We start from the raw sequence: 16,213 nt of genomic DNA on the forward strand, positions 1-16,213 counted from the left end.
TGTCCTGCCCCGTTCGTTCCCGCCAAGATAAGCACAGTCTCAGCCCGCGCCAAGCAGGACTTGCCCAAACCGAACGTGCGTTGTAACAGCGCGCCATGCCGCGTTTTGCCCTGAAAGTCGAATACCATGGCGCCCCCTATGTCGGGTGGCAGCGCCAAAAAGACCACCCCTCGGTGCAGGGCGCGATTGAAGACGCCCTGTCGCGGCTGGAACCCGGGCCGCATAAAATTGCCGCCGCCGGGCGCACCGATGCGGGCGTGCATGGCCTTGGCCAGGTCGCGCATTGCGATCTGACCAAAAACTGGAATCCCTTCCGTCTGTCCGAGGCGCTGAACTATCACCTCAAACCCCAGCCCATCGCCATCGTGGGCTGCGCGCAGGTGGCCGCCGATTGGCACGCCCGGTTTTCCGCACTTGAACGGCACTATCTGTTCCGCATTTTGATGCGTCGCGCCCCCGCGACCCACGACAACGGGCTGGTCTGGCAAGTTGGTCATAACCTGGACGTCGCCGCGATGCAGGCGGGCGCAGACCTGTTGATCGGACACCACGATTTCACAACGTTCCGGTCAACGATCTGTCAGGCCGGCAGCCCGCTCAAAACACTGGACGAACTGCGCATCGAGCAGGTTGACGGCTTTACCGGCCCCGAAATCCATTTTCATGTCCGCGCCCGGTCGTTCCTGCACAATCAGGTGCGCAGCTTTGTCGGAACACTGGAACGCGTCGGCGCCGGATCGTGGTCACCAGAAGACGTGCAGACCGCGCTTGAAGCCCGAAGCCGCTCAGCCTGCGGTCCGGTTTGCCCACCGCACGGGCTGTATCTGGCCCACGTCGCCTATTCCGACAATCCGTTTCCTAAAGCGTCGTAACCGCCGGATCAGCGTCGTCATAAAGCCGGTCCAGCAACGCCTTGCGCCGAGTCAGAACACTGCGGAAATTCAGGTTCCCCTTGGCCGTGACCTCGCTATCGGCCATCGACGGCGGTTCTGACAGAACAATGGCGCGCGCAATCCGGTTGGCGCTACCGCTGATTTCTCGGTCGCGCTCGGCCAGACGACGATGAATTTCACCCAGCAACAGCTTGTCGTTCAATGCTCCGTCCTGTTCGCCCGTGCCAAATCCTTCAGCCTGCAACTGCGCCATGTTTGGGAAGATCATCACCCCGATCTGGTCGCGATCCGCCCCGGTTATGACCAGATCTGCGGCCAGAGGCGCAAGACACCCCAGCATATCCAGCCTGAGCTGCGCAGCACGCACCCATGTACCGGTCAACAGCTTGAAATCCTCAGATATTCTCCCGTCAAAGCGCATGCCCTTGTTCATGTCATCAGGATCGACAAACTTCATTGCGTCCCCCGTGATAAAGAACCCTTCATCATCAAACGCCTCGGCGGTCTTGTCCGGATTGCGGAAATACCCCGGCATGATGTTCGGCCCCTTTACCCGCACCTCGCACCGCTGGTCTGCATCCGGGATTAGCTTGATCGTGGCCCCTGGCACCGGCACACCGACAATGCCCGACCGATCCGCCGGTTCCTGCTGGATCAGCGTGGCAGGCGCGGTTTCAGTCAGGCCCCAGGACGATGTCATCAGGGGCACCTCGCCTTTGACTTCCATCGCCATGGCTTCCAGCCCACCCCAAACCTCTTGCGGCAGCGACGCTCCGGCGTAGAAAATCATGTCGAGATCCGTAAAGAACGTCTCGCGAAACGCGGGATCGGCGCGCATAGCCTCAAGCAGCATGGCAAAGCCGACGGGGACGTTGAAGCAAATGCTGCTCGACTTCATCGACAGGTTTTCGACCGTACGATCAAACAGACCCTTCACCGGCTTGCCATCATCAATATACAGAGACCCGCCATTGGCCAAAGCGAGATTGAAGTTATGCGACCCGCCAAAAACATGATTCCACGGCAGCCAGTCCACCAGAACGGGCGGGCGATCCTTCAGAAACGGCAGTGAATCGGTGATCATCGACTGGTTGGTGCAGAGCATCCGATGCGTCGTCAGCACGCCCTTGGGCGCCGAGGTCGACCCCGAGGTCATTAGGATCTTGGCGACCGTATCCGGCGTGACCGCATCAAACGCCGCATCTGCGGCGGGTCCGCCCGCACCGTTCAACAGCTCATCAAATGCTGTCACCCCCGCCCGGCCATGCGTGCGGCTGGCGACCACCTCGATCCCGTCCAATGCGTCCAGCGCAAGCGCCTCTCCATACTGATCCGCATCAACGACATAGGCCATCGCGGGCTGGATCAGCTCGATCGCGTGGCGCAGACGGCCATGCGCGCCGTGGATCAACGCATACTGCTCGGCCACCGGCACCGTCGGAATACCCGCATATTGCCCCGCCAAAGCCAGCAATCCGTGATCTATCCCATTGCCGGACATGATCAGGATCGGCGTATCGCCATTCAGCCCGCGCGCCAGCAGGGCACCGGCCAAATTGCGCACCTTCTGCAGCGCCGAGGCATAGCTTTCTTCACGCCATCCGGCCCCGCTACGTTCGGCCAGAAATACCCGCTCTGGCGTCTCATCGGCCCAGCGGCGCAACCAGTCGCCGGTGCGTGGCACAGACGGGCTTAGCTCATAAGCAGATTGCAACAGGATCGTACCGTCGGCGCGGTCTTCGCGCCGCACCGAATGTGGGCGGAAATTGGTGGTTCGTTTCATGTCTCGCTCCCCTCCGGATATTGCCGGATTCCTTCCATGACGCTGATCAGAACGTCTTTTGTCGCTTGGTCCAGGTCTCTGAACATCCGGGCTTCGTGCCCGCGCACGGCAGCCAGGGCTTGCCCGTGCAGCCGGTGTCCGGTCAACGTCGCGTTTAACGCATAGGCTCTGCGATCTGTCGGCACCCGGTTGCGTACGATCAGGTCGCGGCGCTCCAACTCATCAATAATGACCACAAGATTGGGACGCTCAACCGCCAGCGCATCGGCCAGCTGCGCCTGCCGCAACCCGGGGTTGTCGACGATCAGCGTCAACGTCGAAAACGTCACCATGCGCAGCTCAAAAGGCTTTAGCGTCCGGTTCACATCGGCCTGAATGACGTTGAACGCGCGTTTCATGTGATAGCCCGCAAATTCGCGCAGCGTCGCATCAGACACATGCGGGGCTTCGACCCTGTCGGGGTACACCTGAACTGGTTTTTTCATCGCCTCAACCGCTCCTTGTTTCGACCTTTGGATCAGAGGCGTACGCACTTGGATGGCCACGCCTGTCACAGCATGGCACCCACAGATTCGATACCTCCCTTAATAGTTATGTACTATAACCATATCGATACGGGAAGCCAAAAAACGGTAAGGCCAGCGTTCAAGCTGGCCTCAGGTTATTCAGGATCGGAGAGGGTCAGAGCGATCGGGTCCAGCCCGTCGATACCCCCGGTGATCTTGTCGCCGGGTTTGACCGGGCCAACCCCAGCAGGGGTTCCCGTCAGGATCAGATCACCGGGCTGCAAATGGTAGAACCTGGACAGATGCTCCACGATCTCGGGGCAACTCCACACCATCTCGCGCAGGGTCGCATCCTGACGGGTCTCACCGTTGACCTCTAGATGGATCCGCTGATCCGCTACCTCGCCAAAGTCAGCCGCCTTGGTCAGCGGTGACAAAACGGCCGAGTTTTCAACGTCTTTACCCAGATCCCAGGGGCGGCGGTTGTCCTTGCCATCCTGCTGACGGTCGCGCCGGGTCATGTCCAGACCACTGCAATAGCCATAGATCGCGTCGGCAGCCTCGGCTGTGCTTGCGCGGAACACCGGCTTGCCGATGGCAAAGCCCAATTCCATCTCATAGTGAAAGTTCTCGGTGCCCGGCGGAAATGGCACGGTCGATCCACTGGCCAGCGCATGGCGCGCGGCCTTGGTGAAATACCACGGAGCTTCGCGATCCACCTCGCCCCCCATTTCGGCAGCGTGCGCGACATAATTCCGCCCCACGCAGAACACACGGTTTACAGGATAGGCCGCCGTTTCGCCGTTTACAGGCAACCCAAAGACCGGGGCGGGATCAAACAGATACTGGGTCATTTCGCGCGTTCCTCATAGTAACCAAGTTTGTCCTGCAACGGACGGTCATGGATGCGCACGATATAGGCGTCATCCTCAGCTGTCAGAGTGATGTCAGAAAACACCGGCGCGGTGAAGGTATCCTTTGGACCGAAAGCCAGGCTTTCGCCATTGATCGTCGCGGTGCCCCGGCCCCGGATCACATGAAATGCCGCAGACGACGACCTGAGCGGCGGATTGTCGGTTGCCCCCGCTGCGATCCGCATCGCGGTAAAGCCCATCGTTGGCAGGATGTCCGACCCAGTTTCCGGGTTCACATAGTCCAGCTCCGCGACGCCGCCGTCCGTCCACGCCGCCATTTCGTTCAACGCCGCTTCGGTGCGCCCCCACGGATAGCGCATCATCGGATAGCGCCGTGTGCCAACGCCCAACTTGCGGCTGGGCGCCAGCCCCGAGGACAGATATTCAACCTGACTAGCATCGGGCCGGTTGCGCTGTGCCTGAAGCGGGCCTTCGGTGGCATAGGATCCTTCGAGATACACAAACACCGGCAGATCCAGAGCGTCCAGCCAGATCACCGGTTCGGTTCCCTCATGGCCATGGTCGTGCCATTCACCGCCGGGTGTCAGAACCAGATCGCCCTCTTCCATCGGCAGCTTTTCCCCGTCAACAACGGTATAGCCACCCTGCCCTTCGACAACGATCCGCACAGCCGACGGCGTGTGCACATGGGCGGGCGCGGTTTCGCCCGGCAGCAACAGTTGCAAGCCAAGATAGATCGAGGCTGTCGCCTGCATCGCCCCTGCCCCCCGCCCGGGATCAGACAGCACCAGAACCCGGCGCTCGGCCTTTTCAACCGGCGTCAGCTCACCGGCCCGGTGCAGCAGGGGGCGGATGGCGTCATAATTCCAATAGCCCGGCTGTGTCACCGGTTGCGGGGCACCGTGCGGCAACACGTTGCGCATCATCGGCCACAACGGAGCGACCCCGGCGGCTGTCATCTCGGCCCGATAATCTTCCGGCAGATCCTCAAGGGTTCCAAGTGTCTCAGCCATAGTGCCGTTCCTCCCATGCATACATGAGAAGCGTGCTTACTATTTGCCTGCAAGTCAATCCTCACCTCCCCACAGCCAGTGCAGACAGGTCAGCCCAGCAACGTCGCCATCCGGCGCAACGCCAGCTCATACCCTTGGGTCCCGAACCCGGCGATCACGCCATCGGCGCGCAAAGACACATAGGAATGATGACGGAAGCCCTCGCGCTGATGCACGTTCGAAATATGCACCTCCAGCACCGGCCCCTCAAACGTGTGCAACGCATCCAGAATAGCGACCGAGGTATGCGTATACGCCGCCGGATTGATGATGATCCCTGCGGCTTCGTCCCGCGCACGGTGGATCATATCGACAATCTCGCCCTCGTGGTTCGACTGAAACAACTGCGTCGCCAGACCAAGCTCTGATCCCAACGCCGCACAGCGCGCGGCCACGTCGTCAAGCGTGTCGTGGCCATAAATCTCGGGCTGGCGCCGCCCAAGAAGGTTCAGGTTGGGGCCGTTCAGGATGTGGATCGTCTTGCTCATGAGATTTCTTTGTCCGGCTGGGGCATCATCCCGCGCACCCTAGAAAGCCATGTAACCAATGGCAACAGCGGCACCGTTCATCCCAAGATCTCAGCCACCAACGCGCTGTCAGGGTCGCCCAGCCCTTCGACCACCGAAAAATGGTTGCGTCCCGGCTCATAGACATCGCGCACAGGTGCCCCTGCCTCTTGCCATGCTTCGGCAATCAATCGCGTCTGACGCAAAAATTCAGGCCTCTCGCCGGCACCCACCCAGAACGTCACCGGCACCTTTGCCCCCGGTCCGGCCACATAAGGGCTTTCGGCGGTGGCTTCCGCCTCGGTCAACCGCAACTCCTCATTCATCCGCGTTTGCACCAGCGGACGCAAATCGTGCACCCCGCTGATCGAAACCACTTTTTCCACCCGTCCGGCGACATCATCCGGCAACGCAGAGCTGGCGCACACCATCCGCGTCACCAGATGCCCGCCCGCCGAATGTCCCGCCAACCGCAGCGGCCCATCGACCTTCTTAGCCACGAACGCAATGGCCTGCGCCACGTCTTGCGTGATCTCGGAAATCCGCGCGTCCGGGGCCAATGTATAGCTCGGCATGGCCACCGCCCACCCCTGCGCCAAAGGCCCGGCAGCCAGATGAGACCAGAATGATTTATCGAACTTGTGCCAATACCCGCCATGTACAAACACGACGCATCCACGGGCCGTGCCGTCGGGCAAAAACAGATCCACCCGGTTTCGCGCCCCGGGTCCATAAGCCTGATCTAACTCGCACTGCGATGCCTGACGAAACGCGGCCGCCTGTGCCGCCCAGATCCCGGCCAGATCCTGTGACCCTGGCACATGTGCCCCGTTCTCAAAGGCCGCGTCCCAATCGATCAACCCGTCCGTCATGACATGTCTCCTCTTCTTCCCTGCAGCAAATCCCGAGCGCGCCGGGATGGCAAGTGATTGAAGGACACGCCATTGCGGTTATGCTGCGCGTAATCCCGGAGGAGATCCCATGTCGAAACCCTGTATCCTGTGCTGCGCCATCACCGGCAGCGTCCCGACCAAGGCAGACAACCCCGCTATCCCGATCACGGTCACCGAACAGATCGAAAGCAGCCACGCCGTGGTCGAGGCCGGCGCCAGCATCATCCACGCGCACGTGCGCAACGATGACGGCACGCCAAGTTCAGACCCCGACAAGTTTGCAGCCCTGCAAGAAGGGCTGCTGAAACACTGCCCCGGCGTGATCATCCAGTTCTCGACCGGCGGCAGATCAGGATCCGGGCGCGACCGGGGGGGCATGCTGCCCCTGCGCCCTGACATGGCGTCGCTGTCGGTAGGGTCGAACAACTTCCCGACCCGGGTCTATGAAAACGCACCGGATCTGATCGATTGGTTATCGGACGAAATGGTCAAATACGAAATCACCCCCGAAATCGAAGCCTTCGACCTGTCCCACATCCTGCACGCCATCAAGCGCAGCGAAGACGGGCGGCTGTTCGGCAAGCTGTATGTGCAGTTCGTCATGGGGGTGAAGAACGCGATGCCCTGCGACCGGTCGGTGTTCGATTTCTACGTCCACCTGATGCAAACCCGCGCGCCGCAGGCCGAATGGTGCGCCGCTGGCATCGGCGCCAACCAGATCGTTGTCAACGAATGGGCCATTGCAGCTGGCGGCCACACCCGCGCCGGGTTGGAAGACAACATGCGTCTTGACCGCGCCACCCTCGCCCCGTCAAACGCCGCACTCATCGCGCGCGCGGCTGACCTTTGTGCCAAATACGACCGTCCGGTGGCCACCACGGCCCAGGCCCGCGAGATCCTCGGCCTACGCCCCGCGACAGATATCGCCGCCTGAGCCCAAGACCGACAGCAGCGCGCGGCACGCGCGCTGCCACGCCCAACCGGTGCTGTCGCGTCAGCGCCAATACCGGGCGGGAGACCCCGCTAAACGTCGATCGAACGCGCGATCAATTCCTTCATGATCTCATTGGTGCCACCATAGATCATCTGCACGCGACTATCGGCATAAAGCCGGGCAATCGGGTATTCCATCATGTACCCATAGCCGCCGAACAGCTGCAGACACTCGTGCACGACCTCGTTCTGTGTCTCGGACCCCCAGTATTTCGCCATCGACGCCGTGGCCGCGTCCAGCTCACCCTTTTCCAGGCGCGCGATGCAATCGTTGACAAAACTGCGCAACAGCTCGGCCTTGGTCTTCATCTCGGCCAGCTTGAATCGCGTATTCTGGAAATCCATCACCCGCTGGCCAAACGCCTTGCGCTCCTGCGTATACGCCACCGTCTGGGCAATCGCGAAATCGATCACACCCAACGCCGTCAGGGCAATCAGAAGCCGCTCCCAGGGCAACTGTTTCATCAACTGATAAAACCCCTGCCCCTCTTCCGACCCCAGCAGGTTGGTCATCGGCACCTTGACGTCCTCAAAGAACAGCTCGGCCGTGTCATTGGCCTTCATGCCCAGCTTCTTCAGGTTGCGCCCGCGTCGGAACCCTTCGGCCCCGTCCGTTTCCAGCACGATCAAAGACGTGCCGCCTGCCCCGGCGGATTTATCGGTCTTGGCGACAACCACAATCAGATCAGCCGTGTGTCCATTGGTGATAAAGGTCTTCGATCCGTTCAGACGATAGACATTTCCGTCTTTCTCTGCCGTCGTGCGCACCGCCTGCAGATCCGACCCGGTACCCGGTTCGGTCATCGCAATCGCAGCCACCATCTCGCCCGAGATCAGCTTAGGCAGCCAGCGCTGCTTTTGTTCTTCCGTGGCAAAGGACGAAAAGTAATGCATCACGATCGACTGGATCGAGTACCCCCAGCCACTGTCGCCGCGCGCGCCTTGCTCATAGGCCGTGATCGCATCAAACCCGATGCCCCCGCCCGATCCGCCATAGGCGTCGTCAATGGCGCCACCCATGATCCCGGCCGCACCGGCCTTGTCCCAGATGTCGCGATCAACCAGACCCTGCTCGTTCCAGCGATCCAGGTTCGGCACCAGTTCATCGTCCAGAAACCGGCCGACCATATCGGCAAACATCCCGTGTTCTTCTTGCTTCCACGCGGCCGTGGGGGTGAACAGGCTCATGACGATCCTCCTTCGTTTAAATCTGATGCAAATGGTACGCGGCGCGCAAGCAAAGGCAAACCGCACAAGGTGCAGACAACGCAACGTCGCATTGCGCGAAACGTCCCGTCGGTTAGGTCACCCGGTGCCGAACCCCGGCGGCTGGCGGGGTTTCCGGCCCCCCGGCAAAACACTGAGCAATCGACGTCCACTGGGTCGCCACAGGCCCCGAAACGCTTAATTCCGTATCCGCAATATTGCGAGTCTGGGCCACGACCTGCGCGAATTCCACCGCTGATCCTTCGATCCGGTCCTCGCCCTCTTCACCAAAAGTCCAGACCGCACCGGACGGCGCAACCAGCGACAAAAACGGCATCTGATCCGGCACTTTCAGCCCATTGACCTTATAGGCCCAGCCAAAGGTATTAACTCCCAACACCACAATGTTGCGCACCCGGTCCTGTTCGGCCCGCTCGACACCCAGCAAATCAAACACCTCCTGCCCGTGTGCCCAGGTCTCCATCTGCCGCGCTGTGATGGACGAGCGCACTGACATCTCTGGCCCGGCCCATTGCACCCGTTGTTTCGGATCAAGCCCGGCCCAGCGCGCGCCCATGTCCGAATACAATGCCCGCCACGCTTCGCGCAGGTCAGCACCGCGCAGGGTTACATCGGCGTTCTCAACCGCGCGCATCCCGTGCTTTTGCATCTCGGGGAACATCGCACCGAATTTAGCCTTGAACCCGTCCGGGGCCTGCAAGGACAGATCCGCCATCTGGTTCCAGAAATGCAGATGCACCAGCACATCGTTCAACGTCCAGCCCTTAAACTGCGTCGGTCGGGTCCAATCCGCATCCGGCAGGTCGGCCAAAACCGCATATAGCGCGTCGCTTTCATCCAGAAAATCGCGTGCTTGTTCCATGATCACATGTCCTCTCCCAAACCGGCATTCATAATCAGCCCCGCTGGCACCCGGATCGGGTGCGACAATAATTGCTGCGCAAACGCCTTGGCTTGCGCATCATTGCGCAAGCTTGCGATACCACCCCCGCCCAAGGCCTGATGCAGCAACAGGTTCATCGACGCGGTTCCGGGCAAATAAAACCGCTCAACCGGCCCCTTCACCTCCGCCGCAAACACCTGCGCCACCGCCTCGGGCGTCAACGCGGCCCAAATCCACGGCAGATACGCGGGGTGACGCGCGATCACGCCGATATTGGCGCTATCCCCCTTGTCACCTGACCGCGCGCAAGCCAGTTCTTCCAGACAGCGCTCCACCAGATCCTGACCGGGTTGCGGGGCCTCTGGCGCTGACAATGGCGAAGCTTCGGCGCCCCTCAGCGCAACAGTCGCGGGCAAGTATCCAATATCCGCGCCGTCCAGAGTGACCCGGACATCCAGCTGATCCGCTTCGACCAGAAACGAAAACAAAGCCACAACCGGCGACGGTTTCGGACGTCCCGCACCAGTGAAGAAATGCAAACCCGGCGGAGTTGCCAGCGCCGTGCCAATCAACTCTTTCAGAAACAGACCAACGGCACGGGCATCATCATGCCGAACCGCCGCCTTGAACGAAATTTCTTCGTAGTCCCGCGTATCGGGACGGCCCCCGAACGCCTCAAAGCTGACTTCTCGATAATCGGGCACACCCATTTTTTCCAGCGTCGCCCGGGCCCGGTCCAACCCGGCCTGCGCAAAAGCCTCCGCCTTTGAGCGCGCGTTGCGTCCGTTGAACTGAAACACCATCCCGCCGCGAAACCCGTCCGCCCAGGTGGTCGATACCTTCAGATACCCCGACGCCGCCCGCCCCCTGGCCCCGCTCACCCGCACTCGGTCCGGGCCCACCTGACCCATTTCGACGTCCGAGAAATCGCAAATCACGTCCGGCAGGTGATAGGCACGCGGGTCGCCAATCTCGTAAAGCATCTGTTCGCAAACCGACGCCATATTGACGATACCGCTGGTCCCCTCAGGCTTGGTCAGGATCATCGAACCATCCGCCGAGACTTCGGCCACCGGATAGCCGATTTGCGCCAGATCGCCCGCCTGATCCCAATCGGTAAAGTTTCCGCCCGTGGACTGCGGCCCGCATTCCAGCAGATGACCTGCCAGTGATCCGGCGGACAGCAGATCGACATCGCCCGAAGACCAGCCAAAATGATGCATACAGGCGGCCAGCGTCAATGCGCTGTCCACGCAGCGCCCGGTGATCACAATGTCGGCACCTGCCTGCAACGCGGCAACAATCGGTGCGGCCCCGATATAGGCGTTCATCGACGCAATCTTGTCGCGTGGCGGCAAGACCGCACCCGAGAACATCTCGGTCCGGTCCGCGAACTCTTCGGCGCGCGGCAACAGATCATCACCTTCAACAACAGCAACCTTCAGTGCCAGCCCGGCCTTGGCGATTTGTGCGCGCAACGCGTCTGCGCAGGCCAGCGGATTTACACCCCCGGCATTTGACAGAACCTTGACGCCCTGTTCTGCAATCGCACTCAGGTTTGGACCCATTGCAGAAGTCACAAAGTCACTCGCAAACCCTGCCTGCGGGTCCTTCATCCGGGCACGAGCCAGGATCGACATGGTGATTTCGGCCAGATAGTCATAGACCAGCACGTCCAGCCCATCCACCTGCAACAGTTGCGCCGTGGCATGGGGCGATTCCCCCCAGAACCCGCTGGCCCCGCCGATTTTCAGATCCGCTGTCACAGTGCCGTCCTCCCGTACGTCCGATACCTCCGGACGTTACGGGCTTTCCAAACCCGGTCAAAGGCGCGGACACAGCGACGTTGCGGCACAGCCCTTCAGTCGGCCACAGCCGCCTCGATCCCGGCCACGCAAAACCGCACCAGCATATCCAGCCCGCCGGGGGCGTCGCCTTCGATGTCACCCAGCGCTCCGATCCGCCAGGCCGAGGTCAGCTGCGCCAGCATCGCCGCCACCGAATAGACAAACCCAGTCGCGATCCGTTCCGGATCTGCACCGGGCCGCAGAACTGCGATTTCAGCGATGAACTGGCGCGCGGTGGGGTCAAAACACTCTGCCGCAATATCACGCCAGCGCGGATCGGCCGACACCCAGGCCACCAACCGGGCATAGGCCAACCATTGCGGCCCACCGGTCTGTGCAACTGTGATGTAAGGTGCGATAAAACACTCGACCACGTCGTGAACGGTCAGATCACCGCCGGCTTTTCGCGCCGCCAAAGCATCCATCCGCAGCCCCGAAAGCTCGTCCGCGCGTCGCGCGACCGTCTGGTGAAACAGCTCTTCCTTGCCGCCGCCATGATGATGCACCAGCCCGGCCTGTGTCCCGGCGGCGCGGGCGATGTCACGAATCGAAGCGCCATCGAATCCCCGCTCGGCAAAGACCCGTTCGGCGGCATCAAGGATTCGCATTTTGGTCTCTAAAGACCGCTTGGACGGCGCCCTTTGACGTTGTTTTTCAACGGTATTCTTTTGTTCCATACAGGTATCTTGCCTTATTTTGTACAGTCGTTCAATATAATAATGGAAACGGGAGGACACATGACTGACACGCGCGACCAGTTTGCCCTGATCGGGGCTGGCCCGATGGGGCTGGCGATGGCCAAGGTTCTGAAGGAACAGGGCATCGCCTTTCAGGGCTTCGAATTGCATTCGGATGTCGGCGGGCTTTGGGACATTGATGGCCCGAAATCCACGATGTACGACACGGCGCATCTGATCTCATCCAAGCGGATGACAGAATTCGACGACTTCCCGATGAAGGACGACACCGCCGAATACCCTTCGCATCGCGAACTCAAAGGGTACTTCAAGGATTTCGCAAAAGCCTTCGACCTTTACGAGCAATATCGCTTCAACACCGAAGTAACCCGCGTCCAGCCACTGGGCGGCCCAGGTGACGGCTGGCAGGTCTGCTGGCGCGACGCAGATGGCGACCACGAGGCTGAATTCGCCGGTGTCATGATCGCCAACGGCACCCTGTCAGAACCCAACATGCCCGCCTTCCCCGGTCAATTCGATGGCGAACTGATCCATTCGTCCCAATACCGCAGCCCCAACCAGTTTGACGGCAAGCGCGTGCTGATCGTCGGCGCAGGCAATTCCGGCTGCGACATCGCCGTCGATGCGATCCATCACGGCACGTCCTGCGACCTGTCGATGCGGCGCGGCTATTACTTCGTGCCAAAATACGTCTTCGGCAAACCCGCCGACACGTTGGGCGGCGCGATCAAGCTGCCGATGTGGTTAAAGCGCAAGGTCGACGGGCTGATCCTCAGTTGGTTTGTCGGAAACCCGCAGAAATATGGCTTTCCCAAGCCCGACTACGCGTTGTACGAAAGCCACCCGGTAGTCAATTCGCTGGTGCTGTATCACGCCGGTCACGGCGATCTGAAGATCCGCGCCGATATCGAACGAATTGATGGAAAAACCGTACACTTCAAGGATGGCGCACACAGCGACTACGACATGATCCTCGCCGCCACCGGGTACAAGCTGCACTATCCATTCATCGACCGTGATCTGCTGAACTGGCAGGGCGACGCGCCGCATCTGTATCTGAACGCCATGCATCCAGACCGCGACGATCTGTTCGTTCTGGGCATGGTCGAAGCCAGCGGGCTGGGCTGGCAAGGCCGCCACGAACAGGCCGAAATGGTCGCGCGCTATATCAAAGGTCTGCAAAACGAAGCGCCGTCTGCGAAAGAGCTGCAACAGACCAAAGCAGCCGGATTTCACCGCGCCACAGGCGGCATGAACTATGTGAAACTTGCTCGGATGGCCTATTACGTCGACAAGGCAACCTACCGTAAAGCGGTCACCGACTGGATCAGAAAACTCTCGGCAGGAGCCAAGGCATGACCGGCATTGACGAGGTGATGATCAACTTCAGCCCCACCGCCATGCTGGTGCTGAATGCCATCCTTGCGGTGGTCATGTTTTCCATCGCGATTGACCTGAAGACCGAAGATTTCAAGGCCCTCGGCAAAGCCCCCAAGCCGCTGATTGTGGGTTTGTTTTCACAGTTCATCGTGCTTCCGATCCTGACCTATCTGATGGTTGTCGCCCTGCAACCACGGGCATCCATTGCTCTGGGCCTGATCCTGATCGCAGCTTGCCCGGGTGGCAATATCTCGAACTTCATCACCCACCGCGCGGGTGGAAACGCGGCTTTGTCCGTCTCGATGACTGCGGTCGCCACCGTTGGGGCAATCCTGCTGACCCCAATCAACATCGCGCTATGGGGCGGCCTGTATGGCCCAACCCGCGAGATCCTGAAACAGACCGCGATTGACCCGGTGTCAGTGGCCATCACCGTCGGGCTGATGCTAATCCTGCCGCTGATCCTTGGCATGACACTGAACGCAACGCGCCCGGACCTGACCCGCCGCATCCGGCGCCCGCTGCAAACGCTGGCGATGGCGATTTTCTTCGGCTTCGTCATTGTCGCACTGGCTGGAAACTGGACGTTCTTCCTAGCCTTCGCAGGCTCGGTCTTGGGTCTGGTCATCCTGCACAACGCGCTTGCACTTGGCGCCGGGTTCTCGGTCGCAACGCTGGCGGGGCTGTCGCCCTACAACCGCCGCGCTGTGACAATCGAAACCGGCATCCAGAATTCGGGTCTTGGGTTGGTATTGATCTTCGCCTTCTTCGGGGGTTTGGGCGGTATGGCCGTGGTCGCCGCGCTTTGGGGGATCTGGCATGCAATTTCCGGCATTGCGCTGGCCAGCGTCATGTCCCGGACCGAGGCCGCGCGATGACCCGGATCCTGATCACTGGCGCAGGCGGCATGGTGGGCCGCGCCCTTCTGAACGAACTGGCAGGTCATGACGTGATCGCCACCGACATCGCCCCTTTCGATCTGCCCGAGGGCATGCGTTTCGAACGGATGGACGTCACCAGCGACGATCCGGCCCGCCTGATCGCTGACCTCAAACCCGAAGTCATTGTGCATCTGGCGTCGATCGTCACACCGCCAAAGGGCACCGGGCGCGACTTTGCCTATCAGGTCGATGTCACCGGCACCCGCAACGTGCTGGACGCCGCGCTGGCCAATGGCGTGCGCCGATTGGTGGTGACCTCATCCGGGGCAGCCTATGGCTATCACCCGGACAATCCCGACTGGCTGACTGAATCCGACGCGATCCGGGGCAATGTCGAGTTTGCTTACTCCGACCACAAACGACAGGTCGAAGAGATGCTGGCGCAGGCCCGTCAGGACTCTGCAGAACTGGAACAGGTCGTGTTGAGGGTTGGCACCGTGCTGGGCGCTGGCACAGAAAACCAGATCACCGCCCTGTTCCGCAAACCCCGCCTGTTGGCGATCAAGGGCTGCGAAAGCCCGTTCGTGTTTATCTGGACCACCGATCTGGCCCGCATCCTGCACCGCGCGGCAACCGATGGCCCCGCCGGGATTTTTAACGTGGCCGGGGATGGCGCGATGGGGGTCACCGATCTGGCAGGCGTGCTGGACAAACCAATCCTGCGCCTGCCCGCGTGGTCGCTTAAGGCGGCATTGGCCATCGCCCACCCACTGGGCCTGTCTCAATACGGCCCCGAACAGGTGCGGTTTCTGCAATACCGTCCAGTTCTGGCCAACGATGCGCTGAAACGTGACTTCGGGTATACGCCCGAAATGACCAGCGCCGAGGTGTTCGACTTTTGGAAAACGCAGGCGGGCTTATGAAAACAGCTGTCATTTCAGGAGGCGCCGGAGGTCTGGGCCGTGCATTGGCAAAGGGGCTTCAGGCGCAGGGTTGGCGCACGGTATTGCTGGATCTCGATGTCAGTGGGCTGGACCAAACCGACCAACAGATGCCCATCGCCTGCGACCTGACCGACCCGAATCAGATGAGCGCCGCAGTCCGGCAGGTGTGGGAGACCTGCACGTCAGTCGATCTGGTGATTTATAACGCCGGAATCACACAGATTGGCGGGTTTGCCGATATGCCCGACGCCACCCATCGCAAAGTTTTCGAAATCAATTATTTCGCCGCCGTTGCCATGGCGCGGGCGTTCCTTGCGCCTGTGCGAGCGGCGAAGGGTGTACATCTTGCGATCTCGTCGGTGGCGGGGTTTTCGCCTTTGTACCACCGCACCGCCTATGCCGCGTCAAAACACGCGATGGAGGGGTTTTTCAAATCCCTGCGGTCCGAGGAAGCCCCTTTTGGCGTGCGGACTCTGATCGCCGCCCCCTCGTTTGTCGCCACAAACATCGGCAATGACGACCGCCAGCCTGACGGGATCGCCAGACCCGGATCGGCCACGGACGGGGTGGATTACATGACCCCCGACGACGCAGCGGCCGAGATCCTGAAAGGGCTGGCCCGCGACCGCGCGATGATCCCGGTGGGCCGGGTTGCGCGGCTGAGCTGGTGGATCAACCGGGTATCGCCTGCCTTGTTCCAGCGGTTGATGGAAAAGAACATCCGCGACACGAGCCGTCCTGCCCGATAAGCCGCACCGCGTGTCGCAAGCGGTGCGTTTGAGTATTTTCAAAGAGAAGAAAGCCAAAAAGGGAGGCACGCGCGGTCTGGGCCTGCGCCAAACTGTCTGGTTT

At 60.9% G+C, this 16,213-nt stretch carries 16 protein-coding genes; 6 read left to right on the plus strand and 10 right to left on the minus strand.

Translation table 11 applies throughout. The features are described from left to right. Positions 1 to 95 precede the first annotated feature (95 nt). Positions 96 to 872 (plus strand): tRNA pseudouridine(38-40) synthase TruA, encoded by a 777-nt coding sequence (truA, locus tag FOY56_RS04030; protein ID WP_146344497.1) that lies wholly within the window; start codon positions 96 to 98, stop codon positions 870 to 872. Here truA and FOY56_RS04035 read toward each other — a convergent pair. The 6 genes from FOY56_RS04035 to FOY56_RS04060 all read right to left on the minus strand — a co-directional run bounded on the left by FOY56_RS04035 (position 859) and on the right by FOY56_RS04060 (position 6,487). Then, positions 859 to 2,676 (minus strand): feruloyl-CoA synthase, encoded by a 1,818-nt coding sequence (locus FOY56_RS04035; protein WP_146344498.1) that lies wholly within the window; start codon positions 2,674 to 2,676, stop codon positions 859 to 861. The two genes, truA and FOY56_RS04035, sit on opposite strands and share 14 nt — an antisense overlap. Beyond that, positions 2,673 to 3,161, minus strand: coding sequence for a MarR family winged helix-turn-helix transcriptional regulator (locus FOY56_RS04040; RefSeq protein ID WP_146344499.1), 489 nt, complete (start codon positions 3,159 to 3,161; stop codon positions 2,673 to 2,675). The genes FOY56_RS04035 and FOY56_RS04040 overlap by 4 nt, the downstream gene beginning before the upstream one ends. 176 nt (positions 3,162 to 3,337) lie before the next feature. Next, positions 3,338 to 4,036, minus strand: a complete 699-nt coding sequence (locus FOY56_RS04045) for a fumarylacetoacetate hydrolase family protein (RefSeq protein WP_146344500.1) — start codon at positions 4,034 to 4,036, stop codon at positions 3,338 to 3,340. Then, positions 4,033 to 5,070 (minus strand): cupin domain-containing protein, encoded by a 1,038-nt coding sequence (locus FOY56_RS04050; RefSeq protein ID WP_146344501.1) that lies wholly within the window; start codon positions 5,068 to 5,070, stop codon positions 4,033 to 4,035. The genes FOY56_RS04045 and FOY56_RS04050 overlap by 4 nt, the downstream gene beginning before the upstream one ends. Before the next feature lie 89 nt (positions 5,071 to 5,159). Then, on the minus strand, positions 5,160 to 5,597 hold the full coding sequence (gene aroQ / locus FOY56_RS04055; RefSeq protein WP_146344502.1) for a type II 3-dehydroquinate dehydratase: 438 nt from the start codon (positions 5,595 to 5,597) through the stop codon (positions 5,160 to 5,162). 77 nt (positions 5,598 to 5,674) lie between these two features. Continuing rightward, a complete protein-coding gene (locus FOY56_RS04060) occupies positions 5,675 to 6,487 on the minus strand; it encodes a hormone-sensitive lipase (RefSeq protein WP_146344503.1) in 813 nt (270 codons plus the stop codon). Positions 6,488 to 6,596: 109 nt separating this feature from the next. On the opposite strand from FOY56_RS04060, the gene FOY56_RS04065 reads away from it, so the two are divergent. Further along, positions 6,597 to 7,442, plus strand: a complete 846-nt coding sequence (locus tag FOY56_RS04065) for a 3-oxoadipate:acetyl-CoA acetyltransferase (RefSeq protein WP_146344504.1) — start codon at positions 6,597 to 6,599, stop codon at positions 7,440 to 7,442. A gap of 89 nt (positions 7,443 to 7,531) precedes the next feature. Here the strand turns inward: FOY56_RS04065 and FOY56_RS04070 are convergent, their stop codons facing one another. The 4 genes from FOY56_RS04070 to FOY56_RS04085 all read right to left on the minus strand — a co-directional run bounded on the left by FOY56_RS04070 (position 7,532) and on the right by FOY56_RS04085 (position 12,066). Continuing rightward, positions 7,532 to 8,689, minus strand: coding sequence for an acyl-CoA dehydrogenase family protein (locus FOY56_RS04070; RefSeq protein ID WP_146344505.1), 1,158 nt, complete (start codon positions 8,687 to 8,689; stop codon positions 7,532 to 7,534). A gap of 112 nt (positions 8,690 to 8,801) precedes the next feature. Beyond that, positions 8,802 to 9,590 (minus strand): TIGR03084 family metal-binding protein, encoded by a 789-nt coding sequence (locus FOY56_RS04075; protein ID WP_146344506.1) that lies wholly within the window; start codon positions 9,588 to 9,590, stop codon positions 8,802 to 8,804. A 2-nt stretch (positions 9,591 to 9,592) separates the two neighbouring features. Then, on the minus strand, positions 9,593 to 11,377 hold the full coding sequence (locus tag FOY56_RS04080) for an acyclic terpene utilization AtuA family protein (RefSeq protein WP_146344507.1): 1,785 nt from the start codon (positions 11,375 to 11,377) through the stop codon (positions 9,593 to 9,595). A 95-nt stretch (positions 11,378 to 11,472) separates the two neighbouring features. Continuing rightward, the gene (locus tag FOY56_RS04085) at positions 11,473 to 12,066 is read right to left on the minus strand and encodes a TetR/AcrR family transcriptional regulator (RefSeq protein ID WP_246139401.1); all 594 of its coding nucleotides are present in this window, start codon (positions 12,064 to 12,066) and stop codon (positions 11,473 to 11,475) included. A gap of 129 nt (positions 12,067 to 12,195) precedes the next feature. On the opposite strand from FOY56_RS04085, the gene FOY56_RS04090 reads away from it, so the two are divergent. The 4 genes from FOY56_RS04090 to FOY56_RS04105 are packed head-to-tail and all read left to right on the plus strand — an operon-like array spanning position 12,196 to position 16,110. Next, the gene (locus tag FOY56_RS04090) at positions 12,196 to 13,515 is read left to right on the plus strand and encodes a flavin-containing monooxygenase (protein ID WP_146344509.1); all 1,320 of its coding nucleotides are present in this window, start codon (positions 12,196 to 12,198) and stop codon (positions 13,513 to 13,515) included. Further along, the gene (locus FOY56_RS04095) at positions 13,512 to 14,414 is read left to right on the plus strand and encodes a bile acid:sodium symporter family protein (protein WP_146344510.1); all 903 of its coding nucleotides are present in this window, start codon (positions 13,512 to 13,514) and stop codon (positions 14,412 to 14,414) included. Before FOY56_RS04090 ends, FOY56_RS04095 begins: the two co-directional genes overlap by 4 nt. Next, on the plus strand, positions 14,411 to 15,340 hold the full coding sequence (locus FOY56_RS04100) for an SDR family oxidoreductase (protein WP_146344511.1): 930 nt from the start codon (positions 14,411 to 14,413) through the stop codon (positions 15,338 to 15,340). The genes FOY56_RS04095 and FOY56_RS04100 overlap by 4 nt, the downstream gene beginning before the upstream one ends. After that, entirely contained in the window at positions 15,337 to 16,110 is a 774-nt protein-coding gene (locus FOY56_RS04105; protein ID WP_146344512.1) for an SDR family NAD(P)-dependent oxidoreductase, read from the plus strand. The genes FOY56_RS04100 and FOY56_RS04105 overlap by 4 nt, the downstream gene beginning before the upstream one ends. Positions 16,111 to 16,213: the final 103 nt, after the last annotated feature.

The organism is Falsiphaeobacter marinintestinus (assembly GCF_007923355.1).
GTDB lineage: Bacteria > Pseudomonadota > Alphaproteobacteria > Rhodobacterales > Rhodobacteraceae > Phaeobacter_A > Phaeobacter_A marinintestinus.